We start from the raw sequence: 16,600 nt of genomic DNA, 5'->3' as shown, positions 1-16,600 counted from the left end.
TCAGAGAACGAAGTCCGGAAGCTGCGCGGCCGGCGTCGCGGGCTGCGCCCGGCGCACCGGGGCGGTGGGGTCCGTCAACAGGTCGTCAAGGGTCGTCAGGTACTCGTCCAGGAGCAGGCCGGCGGACGAACTGTCGTAGAGGTCGGTGGCGTACTCCAGGTCCAGCCGCAGTTCGTCGGGGCGCAGGTACGCCTGGAGGTTGAGGTCGAACCGGGTGGTGCCCGGATTGAGCAGCTCGGTTCGTGCGGTCAGGTCCGCCGCGTGCAGGACGTGGAAGTCGATGTCCTGGAGGGCGAACAGCACGTCGAAGAGTGGGTTGCGGCCCCGTTCGGGCTCGTGGCCGAGGCGCCGTGCCAGCCGCGGGAACGGCGGCCCCTGGTGGGACAGTGCCTCGCCGGCCAGCCGGTCCGCCTGGGCCACCAGCGCGTCCAGCGTGGTGTGCTCATCCAGCCGCACGCGCAGACAGGCCGTGTTGACGAACATGCCGACGACGTCGGCGAACTCCGGTCGGGTACGGCCGCTGGTGGGCGTTCCGACGACGAAGTCCCGGCGTCCGGAAAGGCGCGCGAGCGTGGCCGCCCAGGCGGCGAACAGCACTGAGAACGCCGTGGTGCGGTGCAGCTGTACGGCCGCCCGCACCGCGGCGCACCGGTCCTTGTCCAGTACGGCGCTCACCACGGCGCCACGGGTGGCCCGGCGCGGGCCGCGGGGGCGGTCGACGGGCAGGACGGGCTCGGTCGGTACGTCCGTCAACTGCCCCAGCCAATAGGCCTCGTCGGCCTCGTCGGCGCCCCTCGCCGCCCGCTCGTGGGCCCACCGGGCCGCCGTCCGGTAGCCGGTGGGCTTCTCAGGCAGTCGTTCTCCGTCGTACGCGGCCAGCACTTCCCCGAGGAGCAGCCGCAGTGAGACCCCGTCGAGGACGACGTGGTGGGTGTCGAGGTACAGCTCGTGCCGTTCCGGCCCGCCGGTGCGCACCAGCAGGGCGCGCAGCAGCGGGGAGCCGTCGGGCCGGTGAGGCAGGAAGGGGCGTACGAAGCCGGTCATGGCGGCCTCGTCGGGTGCGGGCAGGAAGGTGAACTCGGGTGCGACGGGTGCCGCCGGTTCCTGCCGTACCCCGGTGTCATCGATGGTGAACTGCAACCGCAGCGCCTCCTCATGGGCCACCACGGTGGTAAGCGCCGCTCTGAGGCGGTCCGGATCCAGCGGCCCGGTCAGCTCCACCTTCACGGGGATGTTGTACGCCAGGGACGTGGGCTCCGCCTGCCAGAGGGCGAACAGGCCCTGCTGCTGCGGGTGCAGGGGGGCGGGGCCCTGCACCGGTTCCGGGAGGCCCGGCACCGGGGCGGCGCCTGCCGCCCCGACAGCGCGTGCCATCGCGGCGAGCGTGGTCGCCGCGAGCGCGTCCGCGTAGCCGAGGTGTACGGACCGGTCCCGGTGCAGTCGGCCGATCAGCACGCCCAGGCCCAGGGAGTTGCCGCCGAGTGCGAAGAAGTCGGAGTCAGGGCCGATGTCCGCCGGCTCCATGTCGAGGACGTCGGCCCATAACCGGGCCAGTCGCCGCTCCTCGTCGGTGAGTTCGCGGTTTGCCGGCTCGGGTGCGTTCTCGCGTTCCGGAAGGGGCAGGGCCCGCCGGTCGACCTTGCCGCTGGGGGTCAGGGGCAGCCGGTCCAGCCGGACGAACCGGTCGGGGCACAGATAGCCCGGCAGCCGCTCACGCAGCCGGCGACGGATCGCGGGCATGTCCTCGCGAGGAGCCACGACGTACGCCGCCAGGAACCGTTCCTCGCCCGGCTCGCCCACGACGCGGGTGTGCGCGTCGGCCACGCCCGGCAGCGCCAGCAGCGCGGCGTTGACCTCGGCCGGCTCCACCAGATGACCGCGGATCTTGACCTGGTCGTCCTGCCGGCCGTGGAAGTGCAGCAGCCCCTCCTCGTCGGCGTGGACGAGGTCGCCGGTCCGGTAGTGGCGCACGCCGTCCAGGCTGACGAACTTCCGCTCGGTCAGGTCGGGATCGGCGAGGTAGCCGCGGGCGAGTCCGGCGCCGGCGACGTACAGCTCGCCGGCGGTTCCGGTGGGGACCGGGCGGCCCCGGTCGTCGCAGACCCGCACCGTGGTGCCGGGGATGGGGCGTCCGATCGGGAGCGGGCCGTCGATCCGGTCGGGGACCGCGAAGGTGGTGGTGAAGGTGGTGTTCTCGGTCGGACCGTAGCCGTTGACGACGGTGAGATCCGGGCAGGCTTCGCGGACGCGTGCCACATGTCCCGGGGAGACGACGTCCCCGCCGGTCACCAGCGTGTCCAGGGAGCGGAAGGCGGCCGGGTGCTCCTGCGCCATGCGGTGGAAGAGGGGGGCGGTCACCCACGCCAGGGTGATGCGCCCGTCCCGCATCGCCTGTCCGAAACGCCAGGGCACGACCGCCGTCTCGTGGTCGACGACGTGGAGCGACGCACCGTTCAGCAGGGCGCCCCAGATCTCGAAGGTCGCCGCGTCGAAGGCGAGCGAGGCGGCCTGGAGCACACGTTGCCGCGGTGAGAGGTCGACGTAGTCCGTGTGTGTGACCAGCCGGAGCACACCGCGGTGTTCGACCATCACGCCCTTGGGGCGTCCGGTGCTGCCGGAGGTGAACATCACATAGGCCAGGGGCGAGCGCCCCCCGGGCGCGGGCGGTGACACGGTACCGGGGTCCGCAGCCCCGTCGCTCCCGGCGAGCAGCTCCCCGAGACCGTACGTCGCGGCCGGCTCGGGGGCCGTGAAGCGCTCGCGCACCCGGTCTGGGCAGACGACCACGCGTAACCGGGCCGCTTCGGTGATCTGGCCCAGTCGGCGCCGGGGGTAGGCGGGGTCGAGAGGGACGTACGCCCCGCCGGCCAACACGATGGCGAGCAGGGCCACGATCGAGTCGGCGGACCGGTCGAAGGCCAGGCCGACCAGGGTCTCGCGGGTCACGCCCAGTCGGCGCAGTCCGGTCGCGGCCGTCGCCGCCCGCCGATGGAGCTGGCGGTACGTCAGGACGGTGTCTCCCGCGACCAGGGCCGGGCTCGACGGGCGGGCGCGGACCTGTTCGCGGAAGCGGTCCTCGATCAGTCCGTCCCAGGACGGAGGGTGACTCATGCGGTTCTCCAGGTGCGGCCGGCGAACGGGCGGATCGGTGGTCGACGTCAGAGGTCCACGGGACTCGCCCCACCCTGTGTACGACGCTCGGTTCGGGACAGCGCAGGCCGGCGATGCTCGATGAATTGACGCGGGAAACTGTTTGTCCGCCCCGCCGACGTCAGTGCCGCCGATCTCGAACCAGAAAGAGGTATGCAAAGGCCGCTCCCCCGTGCGGTGTGCTGCTTCCGTCCTGGCGGGTGCGCATACGGCCGACTTGGCCAGCGGCACATCCACCGGGCTACCGCATTACTTATACCTATACCCCCTAGGGGAAGCAAGGAGTCTCCGGCACGGAGGCCGGCGCGGACCCTCGCAGCACACCGGTCCGGATAACCGGCAGACCGCCGGCCATCCGCCTTGTCCGCCCCATGCAGGCAAGACCCCCTTCGGTGCGGTATTTCTGCACAAGTAGCCCGCACTCTGCCACTCGCACCTCTCTCCAGAAAGGTGATCTTCCCCGTTGACAAGGGCTACCCCCGTAGGGTTTCCTCGGCACGGTCGCAACAGAGCACAGTCGGCGCCGGTTCGTGTACTCGGCACAGCAACTGACGTTCGGTTGAAGATGGGGGACGGCAACGATGGAGACCTCGGCGCTGAAGGTACCGATCGCTTCGGCGGGCCGCTGCGCGTGATGACATCGCCGCGCATTTTCCGATGCGGCCGGTGAACTCGACAATTTCTCTCAGAGCCGGATGACGCCGGTTTCTCTCTGGCCGCAGTGGCTTTTCCTTTCCGTTTTCCGCCGTTAACCAGCGGATCAGCTCCAGGCATGCAGTCCGTCACCCATGCACTGTGACGGGCAGTCAGCGTTCTCACACCCGCACTGGACGAGAGGACTCATGGACATCATTGGGAAGCCGTACGCCCATGATCGCTTCGCCGCCATGGCAGCGGCTCGTGGCGAGGCGACGGCGGTGGAACACGACGGCCGTCGGATCAGCTACATGGAACTCGACAGACGCGCCAACCGGTTCGCCCACCGCCTGCGGACTCTGGGAGCCGGACGCGGATCGGTCGTCATGGTCCACCTCGAGCGTTCCATCGACCTCATCGTGTCGTTACTCGCGACGCTGAAGACGGGGGCCGCCTATCTGCCCGTCGAGCCGGGTGTCCCCGACGACCGGATAGCGGCCTACGTCAAGGAGACCGGCTGCGCGATCGCCGTCACGCGTTCCGGCCACAAGGCCCGCTTCACCGGTCTCCCGGTGACGACGGTCGACGCCGATGACGACGTCACCGCCAAATCCCCCGCCGGGCCGCCCTCGACCGACGTCGGGCCCTCGGACACCGCCTACATCATCTACACGTCGGGCTCCACGGGCTCCCCGAAGGCCGTGCAGGTGGGCCACGCCTCCCTCGGCTACCTGTGCCGGAGCGTCAACGAGCGCTACGGTGTCGGACCGGAAGACCGGGTGCTGCAGTTCGCCGCGCTCTCCTTCGACACCTCCATCGAGCAGATCCTCAACACCCTGCTCAACGGCGCGACCCTCGTCCTGCCCGAGTACAACTGGGCCCCGAGTGAGCTGCCCGGCCGGCTGGTGTCGCTCGGCGTGACGGTCATGGACCTGACCCCACCGTACTGGCGGGCCTTCCTCGCCGAACTGACCCGCGACCCCACCGAACTGCCGGTGCGGCTCACGATCGTGGGCGGCAGCGCGGTGCACGCCGAGGACTGCCGGACCGCGCTGCGCCTGATGCCCGGCTCGCGGCTGGTGAACGCCTACGGGCTGACCGAGACGACGATCACGTCCTGCACCATGGAGATCACCCCGGCGGTGCTGCCGGCACAGGGCCCCGCACCCGTCGGACAGCCGCTGCCGGGAACCGTCGTCCACGTGCTCGACGAGGACCTGAACCCGGTCCCGCCCGAACGGCACGGCGAGATCTACATCGGCGGACCTGGGGTCGCCCAGGGCTACCTCGCCGACGAGGCACAGAGCAGGCGGCGGTTCCTCGCCCTGCCGGGACCGGACGAGGCAGGGCTGGTGTACCGCACCGGCGACCTGGGCGGCTGGACCGCCGACGGCAACCTGGAGATCACCGGGCGAGCGGACCGGCAGATCAAGATCCGGGGATTCCGTATCGAGCCGGCGGAGGTCGAGGCGACTGTCTCGGCGCACGATCTCATCGACGACGCCGCGGTCACCTCCTTCACCCACAAGGGAGACGAACAGCTCGTCGCCTACTTCACCGCGAATCGGGCTCCCGGCCCGCTCGATCCGGTTGAGCTGCGCGCGTTCACCGGCCGGCACCTGCCCGCCTACATGATCCCGGCGCGGTTCGTACAGCTCCCCGAGATGCCGATGACGACGAACGGCAAGGTCGATCTCACCGCCCTGCCCGATCCGTCCGGTGTGCCGACGGCCGCACCGGCGGCCGTCGACGGTGGGTCCGCGAGCCTGGTCGAGCGCGCCGTCGCCGGCCTGTGGTGCCAGGTGCTCGGCGTGGAATCGGTCGAACCCGGTGACAACTTCTTCGAGCTGGGCGGGAACTCGATTCTCGCGGCTGAACTCCTGGCGAAGGTGCGCGCCTCGCTCGGCGTCCTGATCACCCAGGTGCGTCCCCTGATCCGGTTGCTCCTGGACGACGCGACGCTGCGCAGCTTCGCGGCGGCGGTCGAGGCGGCCCGGGCCGGCACCCTCAGCACGGACAGCGCGGCCCAGACCGATCTCCGGGCCGACACCGCCGTCGGCGTACCGATCCGGACGGAGCCCGCGGGCGAGACCGACTGGGCGGACCCCTCGCACGTCTTCCTCACCGGAGCCACCGGATTCCTCGGCATCTACCTGCTGCGGGATCTGCTGGCGACCACCGGCGCCACCGTGCACTGCCTCGTGCGTGGCCGCGACGCCGGGCACGCGATGGAGCGCATCAGGAGCACCGCGCGGCGCTATCTGGACGACGAACTCGACGAGTACCGAGCGTCCGGGCGGATCTCCGTCGTGCCAGGCGACCTGGACCAGCCACGGTTCGGCCTCTCGGAGGCGGACTTCGACCGCTTCGCCAAGACCGTCGACGTCATCCACCACCCGGGCGGACTGGTCAACTTCATCTACCCCTACTCCCACATGCGCCCGACGAACGTCGAGGGCACGCGGGAGATCATCCGGATGGCAGGACGCTACCGGAACATACCCGTCCACTACGTCTCGACCATGGCCGTGATCTCCGGCTTCGGCACCGCCGGCGTCCGGCACGTCACCGAGGAGACACCGCTGGACCACCCGGACCGGCTGTCCGTCGGCTACGTCGAGAGCAAGTGGGTCGCCGAGGGGCTGCTCCTGAACGCGGCGAAGGAAGGACTGCCGGTCGCCATCTACCGGGCCGCCGACATCTCCGGCGACCGCAAGACGGGCGCCTGGAACACGGCGACCGAGATGTGCGCGATGAAGAAGTTCATCGTGGACACCGGGACTTCACCGATCGCCGAACTTCCCCTCGACTACACCCCGGTCGACTGCTTCTCCGCCGGGCTGCTGCACATCGCGTCGAGCCGGCTCCCGGCGGGCGAGATCTACCACCTGACCAATCCCGGAAAGGTGAACGTCTCCCTCCTTGCCGAGCGGCTGCGGGCGCACGGTCACACCATTCGCGAAATCCCCTGGGAACAGTGGATCGACGGGATCGTCACGACCGCGATCGAACAGCCCGACCACCCCATGACGCCCTTCGCTCCGCTCTTCATCGACCGGTGCTCCACGGGCGAGATGAGCGTCGCCGAGATGTACCTGGAAACGACCTTTCCAGTCTTCTCCCGGGACAACGTCGATCGTGGGCTGCGCGGCAGCGGCATCGAGATTCCGCCCGTGGACGAGGAGATGCTCGACCGCTACATCCGGTACCTGACCTCCATCGACTTTCTGTGAGGTGGACGTGTACATCCGCACGCTTGCTCGTTACGACGGCTTATGGGAAGCGCTGGACATCCTGGGCGGACCCGCGGAAGGGCCCGTCGCCTTCGGTGGAGAGCTGGGTCCCCAGACCCTGCTCGCCGCCTACCGGCGAGGCCTTTATCCCTTTCCGGCCGGTACGGCCGAACAGCGGATCGTCAACGAGCTGATCTACGAGTCCGCGGTCGACGCCGGTTCGGTGAAGGTGCTGCCCGGCTCTGACGAGCCCTACTCGATCGCCTGGTGTTCGCCGGATCCCCGGCCCGTCATCCGCGTCGAACAGGCCCGCTTCCAGCGCAGTCTGCGTCAGCAACTGCGCAACAGGACGACCTGGACGACCACGGCGGACGTCTGCTTCGAGCGCGTGGTCCGCCAGTGCCGGGCGGGCCGCGCCGAGCACTGGCTGACCGACGATCTGCTGCGGGGCCTGTGCGTGCTGCATGAACTCGGTCACGCGCACAGTGTGGAGGTCTGGGACGGCGACGAACTGATCGGCGGCACCTTCGGCGTCCGCGTCGGAGCCGTGTTCAGCGCCGATTCCCAGTTCACGCTGCGCAGCGGGGCGGGCAAGGCGGCGGTCGTCGACCTGACCCGGCGCTTCGCCGAGGCCGGCGGGCTGGCCGTCGACGTACAGCGCGACGGCGACCACGTCCGGCTCCTGGGGGCGACCCCGATTCCCCGGCCGGAGTACCTCACGCTGCTGGCCACCACCCGGCACGCGAGTCGGCCGTTGGCGACGGAGCGACTGCCCGCGCGACGGCTCGCCGGGTGAGGACCGCTCTCGCGCTTCCCCCTTCTCCGCCGACGGGCTCGCACCGGCACTCAGGGCCATGCCTTCGCCCGCGTCCCTCGCGCTCACCGACAGGAGACATACATGTCCGCGTCCCCCAGCACCAGCACCAGCACCGGTCTGCGCGTGATCAGCCTCGCCGAGAGACCGGATCTGGAAGACGCGTTGATCAGGATGGAGTCGTCGTGGCCCGCCTACATACGGCCCGATCCGCTCCTCGTGGACTGGGCCCTCGCGCGGCACGCCGAGCACCAGCTCGTCGTGCTGGACGAGGAGGAGCGTGTCGTAGCCCGAGCCGCCAGCGTGCCCTTCGCCTGGGACGGTGACCCCGGCAGCCTGCCCGACACCGGCTGGGACGAGACACTCCGCCAGTGCCTGACCGACACCAGCGCCGGCCGGGAACTGACCGCTCTGTGCGCGCTGGAGATCGCGATCGTCCCGGGCCGTCTTGCGCAGAACCTGTCCGTGTACACCCTGCGTGCCCTGATCGGCCACGCACGCGAGAAGGGGTTCCGCGACCTCGTGGGCCCGGTCCGTCCCAGCCGGAAGGACCAGCACCCGCACCAGCCGCTGGCCGAGTACCTGGCCTTGCGGCGGCCCGACGGGCTGCCCGAGGATCCCTGGCTGCGCGTGCACGTGCGGGTCGGCGGTGAGGTCCTGAAGGTGTGCCCGGCGTCCATGACCATCTCGGGCAGCCTTGCCCAGTGGCGCGAGTGGACCGGGCTCCCCCTGGACACCGACGGCGCGGTCGAGCTGCCCGGCGCCCTGACCCCGCTCACGGTGAACACCGCGCACGACTACGCCGTCTACGTCGAACCGAACGTCTGGGTCAGGCACCGCCTCACCGACCACCGCCCCTGACGACCGTGACCGCGCTTCTCACCCTCCCCGAGCGAAACCGACGAAAGGAATACGACTCATGAGCACCACGACTCCTCAGGACGTCCTCGCCACCGGGAAACTGGACCTCCGTGCGGCCCTGATCGAGCGGATCGGCGGCTACATGACCGCCCACGCGGTCGGCGTCGCCGCCGAGTTGGGTCTTGCGGACCTCATCGGCACCGGGTCCCGCACCAGCCAGGAGCTGGCCGCCGAGACCCAGGCACACGAACCGTCGCTCCGGCGGCTGCTGCGCATGCTGGTCTCCGTCGGCGTCACCGAGGAGCCCGAGCCGGGCCGCTTCGCGCTGACCGACATCGGCTCCCAGCTGCGCTCGGACTCCCCGGACTCCCTCCGCAAGTTCGCCCGGATGTTCTGCCACCCCATCTTCTTCACGTCCTGGCAGAGCCTGCACCACACCGTCATGACCGGCGAGCGCGCCTTCGACCATGTCTACGAGACGGGTGTCTACGACTGGCTGGCACAGCACGGCGAGACCAGCACCCTGTTCAACGAGGCGATGAGCGAGGAGTCCAGGATCTCCGCCGGGCAGCTCGCCGCGGGGTACGACTTCCCGGCGACCGGGACGGTGGTGGACATCGGCGGTGGCGACGGCACCCTGCTCACCGCGATCCTGCTGCCCCGGCCCGAGCTGCGGGGCATCGTCTTCGACAGCCCGAGCGGCGTGGCCGAGGCTCCCGCGACCCTGAGCAAGGCCGGACTCACGGACCGGTGTGAGGTACAGGCCGGAGACTTCTTCCAGTCGGTACCGGGCGGCGGGGACCTCTACATCATCAAGAGCGTCTTCCAGGACTGGGGCGACGACGAGGCCCGGGCGATCCTGCGCACCGTCCGCGCCCACATGCCCGAGTCGGCCACGCTGCTGATCGTCGGCACGGTGCTGCCCGAGACCGCCGACACCTCCGCACCCGTCGCCTATTTCACCGACCTCAACATGATGGTCACGACCGGCGGACAGGAGCGCACCGAAGGCGAGTTCCGGTCGCTGCTGACGGAGAGCGGCTTCACCGTGCGGTCGGTCGGTCTGGGACAGGCCGGACCGCTGTCGGTCATCGAGGCCGTCCCCACCCCCGCGGCATGACGGCGGGACAGACGCAGGAGCCCGAGGCCGGCCGGGAGACGGCATCCGGCTCCCGGCGGCCGGGGTTCGCCGCCGAACTGTTCCTCGGCCGGATGCGGACGGATCTCCTCACCCTGCCCGAGGGCGATCCACGGCGTCTGGGGCCGGCGGAGGAGGCCTTCCTGGCGCGCCTGCGCGACTTCTGTGAGAAGGACGTCGACAGCGCGGCGATCGAGCGTGAGGACCGCGTCCCCGATGCGGTGATCGAAGGGCTCAAGGACATCGGTGCGCTGAGCATCAGGCTTCCGAGCCGGTACGGAGGGCTGGGTCTCTCCTCCCTCTGTTACCTCCGCGCCCTGATGATCACCAGTACCACCCATCCGGCGCTGAGCGAGTTGCTCGCCGCCCACCAGGCCATCGGGCTCGCCCAGCCGCTCCTCCTGTTCGGGACCGAGGAACAGAAGCAGGAGTTCCTGCCCAGGTGTGTCAGGGAGATCTCGGCCTTCGCGCTCACCGAGGCCGACATCGGCAACGACCCGTACCGCATGCGCACGACGGCCGTCTACGACCCGGCCTCGGACAGTTATGTCCTCGACGGGGTGAAGACCTGGACCACCAACGGTGTCGTCGCCGATCTCCTGGTGGTGATGGCGGTCGTACCCGCCGCGGACGGCGGCGAGGGACGCATGACCGCGTTCGTCGTGGAGGCCGGCTCACCCGGGGTGACGGTGGAGCACCGCAACACCTTTCTCGGGCTGCGTGGTCTGGAGAACGGCTGCATTCGCCTGCACCAGGTGGCCGTCCCGGCACGCAATCGGATCGGCGCGGAGGGCGAGGGCCTCGACATCGCCCTCGCCGCCCAGGACACCGGCCGGCTGTCGCTGCCGGCCGCGTGCTCCGCGGCGGCGAAGTGGAGCCTGAAGATCGCCCGGCAGTGGAGTGTGGCCCGGGTCCAGTTCGGACGGCCCATCGGCCGGCACGACGCGGTCGCCGGGAAGGTGTCCTTCATCGCCGCCACCGCGTTCGCCCTGGAGGCGATGGTCGAGGTCATCGCTCGCCGGGCGGAGACAGGTGACACCGACACCAGGCTGGACGCGGAGCTGGCCAAGTTGTTCGCGTCGGAGCAGGCGTGTGTCATTGCCGACGAACTGGTGCAGATCCGGGGTGGTCGGGGCTACGAGACGGCGGACTCCGCGGTCCGGCGGGGCGAGCGCGGGATCCCGGTCGAGCAACTCCTGCGTGACGTTCGGGTCGGTCGCATCTTCGACGGCTCCAGCGAGGCGCTGCGGACCTTCCTCGCTCACGACCTGCTGGAATCGCACCGCCCCGCGCCGAAGGAACAGGAGCGGGAGGCTCCCCGGACCGGTGGCCCGTCGTACGGTCACGGCGGTGCTCTGGACGCCCACCTCGGCTTCGTGGAGCGGATCTGCCGCCGGCTCGCCGGCGAACTCGGCCGGGTCGCCGCCGGTCCGGCCGCCAGGCTGGACGAGCGCCAGCGGTTCCTCGGCCGAATCGTGGACATCGGCGCCGAGCTGTACGCCATGACCGTCAGCTGCGTCTACGCCCGTGCGCTCGACGGCGTCGACGGCCCCCCGGGAGAACTCGCCGACGCCTTCTGCCGGCATGCCCGGCTCCGGGTGGGCGAGTTGCTGGACCGGCTCGACAACAACACCGACGAGGCGGACCGCGAGGTGACCGGGAGAGTCCTGGACGGCCGTTATGCCTGGCTGGAGGACGGCGTGGTGGACCCCTCCGTCGACGGCGCCTGGATCGCCGAACCGGATCCGGGACCGTCCACAGCGGCGAACCTGAGGCGAATCGTCCGGCCGACAGGAACGGACACCTCTCAAGCCCCCGACCCAGCGATGAGGAGGAGCGGGTGAACAGCGTGACGGACGTCCTCGACGCGGCCCAGGGGCACATCGCCAAGGACGCCGAGCCCAACCGGTTCCTGGATGTGCTCGAACAGGGCCGCATGCCCAGGGAACGGCTCAGGTGGCTCGCCGGGGAGCTCCATCACCTCGTGGGCAGCGATCGCCGTAGCTTCGCACTGCTCGCGTCACGCTTCCCGGACCCGCCGGCGGGCAGTCTGTACCTGGCCATGGCCGAGGGAGAGGGCGAAGCACTCGGGCTGCTCGGCGACTTCGCCGCGGCGCTCGGCATGGCCGAGCCGGACCTCCGGGCCTACGAACCGCGGCCTCTGGCGCAGGCGTATCCGGCCTACCTGGTGCGCTCGGCGTTGTACGGCTCCGTCAGTGACGTCGCTCTGGCGCTGCTGGCGAACGTGCAGGAGTCCGGCGATACCTATGCCCGGGTGGCTGACGCCCTGGTGGCGCACTACGGGTTCGAGGAACGGGCTGTCGGGCACTTCCGCTACTTCGCCGATACGCCACAGCCCTTGCTGGATCAGGCGACGGCCGCGCTGGCGGACGGGCTGAGCCGCGGGGACGATCCGGGCGCGGCCGTGCGCTGCGCGCGGACCGTACACGGGCTGGAGAACGCGTTCTGGAACTGTCTGGCCCGCGGTCTTGACCCGGACTGACACCGGCCGACGCCCGGCTCCCCGGCTGGCTTGACACCCATACCCCCCACCCGTATTTTCAACATCAATACCCGGTGGGGGTATGCCTGTGCGTCAGTGGCCGCCGGTGCGCGGTGGTGTCGCAGGCTCGACGAGGAGAGGAGTGCCGATGTCTTCGGCAGGAAGTACGCAGTTACGAGCAGGACGTAAGGAGTGGGCCGCGCTGGGCCTGCTGGTTCTTCCCGCGCTCCTGCTGTTCATGATGCTGACCATCCTGTTCCTGGCCATCCCCTATCTCGCGGCCGACCTGCGGCCCAGCAGCACACAGACGCTGTGGATCCTGGACATCTACGGCTTCCTGATGGCCAGCCTGCTGGTGCTGATGGGCACCGTGGCGGACCGCTTCGGTCACCGGAACGTGCTGGTGACCGGGGCCGTGCTTTTCGGTGTGGTCTCGGCGGTGGCCGCCTACACCGACTCGCCCGCGATGATGATCGTCTGGCGTGCGTTGCTCGGCGTCGCCGCGGCCATGCAGATGCCGACCACGCTCGGCCTGATCTTCACGACGTTCCAGGACCCGAAGCAGCGAGGCGTCGCCATCGGCACCTGGGCGGCGGCCATCTCGGCGGGTGTCGCGCTGGGACCGCTGCTGAGCGGCCTGCTGCTGGAGGCGTTCTCCTGGCGGGCCACGTTCTTCGTCGCCGTACCGGTCATGGCGGTCGTGGTGATCGGCGCCCCGCTGCTGCTTCCGGGCCGCCAGGGACCCAGCGCGGGCAAGCTCGACCTGTTCAGCGCGCTGCTCATGGTGCTGACGCTGCTGCCGCTGATCTACGGTGTGAAGTCGTTCGCCACGACCGACTCGCCGATGCTCTCGGCGCTGGCCGTCGTGGTCGGCGTGCTGTTCGGCGTCTGGTTCGTCATCCGACAGCTGCGCTCCTCGGAACCGCTGCTGGACGTCCGCCTGTTCAAGAACCGGACGGTCAGCGGAGCTCTGGGGGTGTTCATCCTCTCGGCCATGGGGCTGGGCGGCGTGTATCTGATGTTCACCCAGTACCTTCAGCTGGTGAAGGGGCTCGCGCCGCTCAAGACCGGGTTCGCGATTCTCCCCGCGGCCCTGGTCCTGATCGTGGTGGCGATGAGGTCTCCCGTCATCGCCCGGCGCGTCCGGCCTGGGTATGTCATCGCCACGGGTCTGGCCGTGCAGGTGGTCGGCTACATCCTGTTCACCCAGATCGACAGCACGACCGGACTGCCCTGGGTCATCGCCGGCTTCATCGTCCTGTACCCGGCGGTCTCCCCGTCCATGGCACTGACCACGGACCTCGTGGTCGGCTCGGTGCCGCCGGAGAAGGCGGGCGCGGCCGGCGGCCTGGCCTCGACCGTCAACGATCTCGGAATCTCCCTCGGTGTCGCGATCATCGGCAGCATCGGTACCGCGGTCTACCGCAACGGGGTCGATGACAAGCTGCCCGAGGGACTGCCGGACGCGGCGGCGGACGCCGCCCGGGAGAACCTCGACGGCGCTGTCGCCGCCGCGCGGGGGATCCCCGGCAGTGTCGGCGACCAGCTGCTGCGCGTGGCCCGGGACGCGTTCACGACCGGCCTCAACACCGCTGCCGCCACGGCCGCGGTGATCGCGGCGGCGGGTGCCGTCGCCGCGGCGGTCTCGCTCCGCCATGTACCGCCGACGGGCTCGGCGGTGCCGGCCGGCCCGTCCGGGGAGGCGAGCCCGGCCGAGTCGGTCTCCGCCGCGGAGGCCGACTGAAAGTTCCGAACGGCACTGACACATCCAAGTGAACTCCGCCGGACGTGGCGGTCGGAGCAGGCAGCGTCTGCGCCGGCCGCCGCGCCCGGCCCTCATCAGGAGGCACGTAGTGATTCCCTTCAGCGCGACTCCCACCGAGACGCTCGACAACAAGGGTGGCCGGTGCATGTACGCACAGGTGGAGCATTTGCGGTCGCTGGGACCTGCCGTCCCGGTGCAGCTGCCCGAGGGTGTGGCGGCGTGGTCGGTGTCCCGGGGAGACGTCGTCAGGAAACTCCTGACCCACCCCGGCGTCTCCCGGAACCTGAAGAAGACCGTGCCGAGTTACCAGCCCGGCTCCGTACCCTGGCTGTCCCCCTGGGTCGACCTGGACTCGATGGCCACCGCGGACGGGCGGGAGCACGCACGGCTGCGCAAGCTGATCACCCCCGCCTTCACGCCCCGCCGGGTGGAGAAGCTGCGATCGCACATCGAAGCCGACGTCGCCATGCTGCTGGACGGGCTGGCCGCACGGCCCGGCGACGAGCCGGTCGATCTGCACGAGGAGTTCTCCTACTGCGTGCCGACCCAGGTGATCTGCGACCTCTTCGGCATCCCGGACGACCAGCGGCCCGAAGTACTGCGTGTGTTCCGGGCCGTGGCCAAGACCGGCCTGTCCGAGGAGGAGTCGGTCGCCCTCTACAACGACCTCGTGTCGGCGATGCGACTGCTGATCGCCACCAAGCAGCGCACTCCGGCGGACGACCTCACCAGCTTCCTGATCGCCGCGCGCGAGGAGGGGGAGGAGTCGCTGAACGAGCACGAACTGGTGTCGACACTTCTCTTGATGATCGGCGGGGGCAGCCAGACGACCATCAACCTGCTCGACCACAGCATCCGTGAACTCCTCACACGCCCCGACCAGCTCGCCGTCCTGCGGGCGGAACCGGCCAGGTGGGACGACGCCATCGAGGAGTCACTGCGGGTGCACTGCCCGGTGATGCACTTGCCCATGCGCTGGGCCGCGGAGGACATCGACCTCGGCGAGGGCGTGGTCATACGCGCCGGAGACGCCATCCTCATCTGCTATGGCGCGCACGGCCGGGACCCCGAGGTGCACGCCGATCCCACCACGTTCGACATCGACCGGGAGAACAAGGACCACTTGGCCTTCGGTCTCGGTACCCACTTCTGCCCCGGCTCACATCTCGCCCGCCTCGAGGCCCGTATCGCCCTGCCCGCCCTCTTCGACCGGTTCCCGCGCCTGGCGCTCGCGGTCGACCCCGAGGACGTCCCACCAGGGCAGACCTTCATCGGCAACGACATCTCGTCGCTGCCGGTCCTCCTGGGGCACAAGTGAGGTCGCGCATGGCCCTGGAGGAGAGTCTGATCGACCGGACGGCACAGCTGCTGGACCGGGCCCGTTATCTGAACATGGCCACCGTCCGGGACGGAGCCCCGTGGGTGGCCACTCTGCAGTACGCCTGGTTCGCCGATCCACTGCACTTCGTCTTCGGCTCGTCCGCCGACTCCCGGCACGGCGCCGACATCCGCTCCGAGCCCCGGGTGAGCGGTTCGCTGTTCGTGGCCGAAGGTGCGGAAGGAGCGGACTTCGCGGCTGTCGACGGCGCGCAGTTCACCGGCCGCTGTTCCGAGATCGGGCCAGAGCAACTGGGCACGTACTACGCGCCCTTCTACCAAGCGATGTTCCCCGACGCCGAGCAACGTGCGCAGTGGCGGCTCCGGCCGGAGCTGCTGCGGGCACCCGCGCCGCACCGGCTCTACCGGATCGACGTCGAGCGGTGGTGGCTGATCGACACGCGCAGGTGGGCGGAGGACCGTATCGACCGCCGTGTCGAGCTGCCGCTGGACGCCGTTACCCAGGCCGCGCTGTCCGCTCGCGCGCGTCCACACGCGGTTTCGCCCTGATCCGAGCGGAGTTGATCCGGCCGGGCTCGCTGACGGGGGATGCATGAGCCCGGCCGGATCGCTCCCCGCTTGTCGCGAGGAGCGGCTTGTGGACCGGTGTCAGGCGGCGCGGCCGGTCAGTTCGTACCCCGCCTCGTCGACCGCCTTGGCGATCAACGCATCGTCGGGGTTCTCCTTGGCGACCACCGTGACCCGGCCGGCCTCCAGGTCCACGTCGACCGAGAGCACGCCGTCGATCCCGCTGACGGCTTCGGTGACCGAGGTCTTGCAGTGGCTGCAGGTCATGCCCGACACGGCGTAGACGGTCTTCGTGCCCTCGGTCGCGGGCTCGCTGGTGTGGCAGCTGCCGTCAGGGGTGCAGCAGGACGACATGGGCTTCCTCCTGAGGAATGAGAACAGGCTGGGCGCCAATACCCATAGGGCGTTGGGGTATTGAGGCTTACGAAGCACAGGTATACCCCCTACCCCTATCTGGCGGCAAGCCGACCGGCGACCCGATCCGCAGCTCCTTGGTGCGGCGGTGCGGTCGGGGAAGATGCCGACCACGTCAGTGCGGGGTGGATCTCCTTGGCGGTGAGGGCGCGCAGGGCAGACTGTCTGGTGCACCACTTCT

11 protein-coding genes are annotated in these 16,600 nt (G+C 70.0%); 9 read left to right on the top strand and 2 right to left on the bottom strand.

The window, feature by feature from the left end; all coding sequences use genetic code 11:
- Positions 1 to 3,111, bottom strand: coding sequence for an amino acid adenylation domain-containing protein (locus ACIBK3_RS21435; RefSeq protein WP_399367590.1), 3,111 nt, complete (start codon positions 3,109 to 3,111; stop codon positions 1 to 3).
- Between the two features lie 881 nt (positions 3,112 to 3,992).
- Here ACIBK3_RS21435 and ACIBK3_RS21430 point away from each other — a divergent pair.
- From ACIBK3_RS21430 to ACIBK3_RS21390, 9 genes are all read left to right on the top strand, one after another.
- Positions 3,993 to 7,019, top strand: coding sequence for an amino acid adenylation domain-containing protein (locus ACIBK3_RS21430; protein ID WP_399367588.1), 3,027 nt, complete (start codon positions 3,993 to 3,995; stop codon positions 7,017 to 7,019).
- 1 nt (position 7,020) lies between these two features.
- The gene (locus tag ACIBK3_RS21425) at positions 7,021 to 7,815 is read left to right on the top strand and encodes a leucyl/phenylalanyl-tRNA--protein transferase (protein ID WP_399367586.1); all 795 of its coding nucleotides are present in this window, start codon (positions 7,021 to 7,023) and stop codon (positions 7,813 to 7,815) included.
- A 102-nt stretch (positions 7,816 to 7,917) separates the two neighbouring features.
- Positions 7,918 to 8,694 (top strand): N-acetyltransferase, encoded by a 777-nt coding sequence (locus ACIBK3_RS21420; protein ID WP_399367584.1) that lies wholly within the window; start codon positions 7,918 to 7,920, stop codon positions 8,692 to 8,694.
- Positions 8,695 to 8,752: 58 nt separating this feature from the next.
- On the top strand, positions 8,753 to 9,814 hold the full coding sequence (locus tag ACIBK3_RS21415; RefSeq protein ID WP_399367582.1) for a methyltransferase: 1,062 nt from the start codon (positions 8,753 to 8,755) through the stop codon (positions 9,812 to 9,814).
- Positions 9,811 to 11,676, top strand: coding sequence for an acyl-CoA dehydrogenase family protein (locus ACIBK3_RS21410; protein WP_399367580.1), 1,866 nt, complete (start codon positions 9,811 to 9,813; stop codon positions 11,674 to 11,676). The genes ACIBK3_RS21415 and ACIBK3_RS21410 overlap by 4 nt, the downstream gene beginning before the upstream one ends.
- Entirely contained in the window at positions 11,673 to 12,335 is a 663-nt protein-coding gene (locus ACIBK3_RS21405; RefSeq protein ID WP_399367578.1) for a transcriptional regulator, read from the top strand. Before ACIBK3_RS21410 ends, ACIBK3_RS21405 begins: the two co-directional genes overlap by 4 nt.
- A 148-nt stretch (positions 12,336 to 12,483) precedes the next feature.
- Positions 12,484 to 14,079 (top strand): MFS transporter, encoded by a 1,596-nt coding sequence (locus ACIBK3_RS21400; RefSeq protein WP_399367576.1) that lies wholly within the window; start codon positions 12,484 to 12,486, stop codon positions 14,077 to 14,079.
- A gap of 109 nt (positions 14,080 to 14,188) precedes the next feature.
- A complete protein-coding gene (locus tag ACIBK3_RS21395) occupies positions 14,189 to 15,418 on the top strand; it encodes a cytochrome P450 (RefSeq protein ID WP_399367574.1) in 1,230 nt (409 codons plus the stop codon).
- 8 nt (positions 15,419 to 15,426) lie between these two features.
- Positions 15,427 to 15,987, top strand: coding sequence for a pyridoxamine 5'-phosphate oxidase family protein (locus ACIBK3_RS21390; protein ID WP_399367572.1), 561 nt, complete (start codon positions 15,427 to 15,429; stop codon positions 15,985 to 15,987).
- Positions 15,988 to 16,086: 99 nt separating this feature from the next.
- Here the strand turns inward: ACIBK3_RS21390 and ACIBK3_RS21385 are convergent, their stop codons facing one another.
- Positions 16,087 to 16,359: a heavy-metal-associated domain-containing protein gene (locus tag ACIBK3_RS21385; RefSeq protein WP_399367570.1), complete on the bottom strand. Its 273-nt coding sequence runs from the start codon at positions 16,357 to 16,359 to the stop codon at positions 16,087 to 16,089.
- Positions 16,360 to 16,600 lie beyond the last annotated feature (241 nt).

It is taken from the genome of Streptomyces sp. NPDC050287 (assembly GCF_044459385.1).
GTDB lineage: Bacteria > Actinomycetota > Actinomycetes > Streptomycetales > Streptomycetaceae > Streptomyces.
This window is presented reverse-complemented; position numbering and strand designations above follow the sequence as displayed.

Excerpts from the sequence above, each read along its gene's own strand:
- ACIBK3_RS21435 (WP_399367590.1), bottom strand. The coding sequence starts at position 3,111 with ATGAGTCACCCTCCGTCCTGGGACGGACTGATCGAGGACCGCTTCCGC.
- ACIBK3_RS21430 (WP_399367588.1), top strand. The coding sequence starts at position 3,993 with ATGGACATCATTGGGAAGCCGTACGCCCATGATCGCTTCGCCGCCATG.
- ACIBK3_RS21420 (WP_399367584.1), top strand. The coding sequence starts at position 7,918 with ATGTCCGCGTCCCCCAGCACCAGCACCAGCACCGGTCTGCGCGTGATC.
- ACIBK3_RS21415 (WP_399367582.1), top strand. The coding sequence starts at position 8,753 with ATGAGCACCACGACTCCTCAGGACGTCCTCGCCACCGGGAAACTGGAC.
- ACIBK3_RS21410 (WP_399367580.1), top strand. The coding sequence starts at position 9,811 with ATGACGGCGGGACAGACGCAGGAGCCCGAGGCCGGCCGGGAGACGGCA.
- ACIBK3_RS21400 (WP_399367576.1), top strand. The coding sequence starts at position 12,484 with ATGTCTTCGGCAGGAAGTACGCAGTTACGAGCAGGACGTAAGGAGTGG.
- ACIBK3_RS21390 (WP_399367572.1), top strand. The coding sequence starts at position 15,427 with ATGGCCCTGGAGGAGAGTCTGATCGACCGGACGGCACAGCTGCTGGAC.
- ACIBK3_RS21385 (WP_399367570.1), bottom strand. The coding sequence starts at position 16,359 with ATGTCGTCCTGCTGCACCCCTGACGGCAGCTGCCACACCAGCGAGCCC.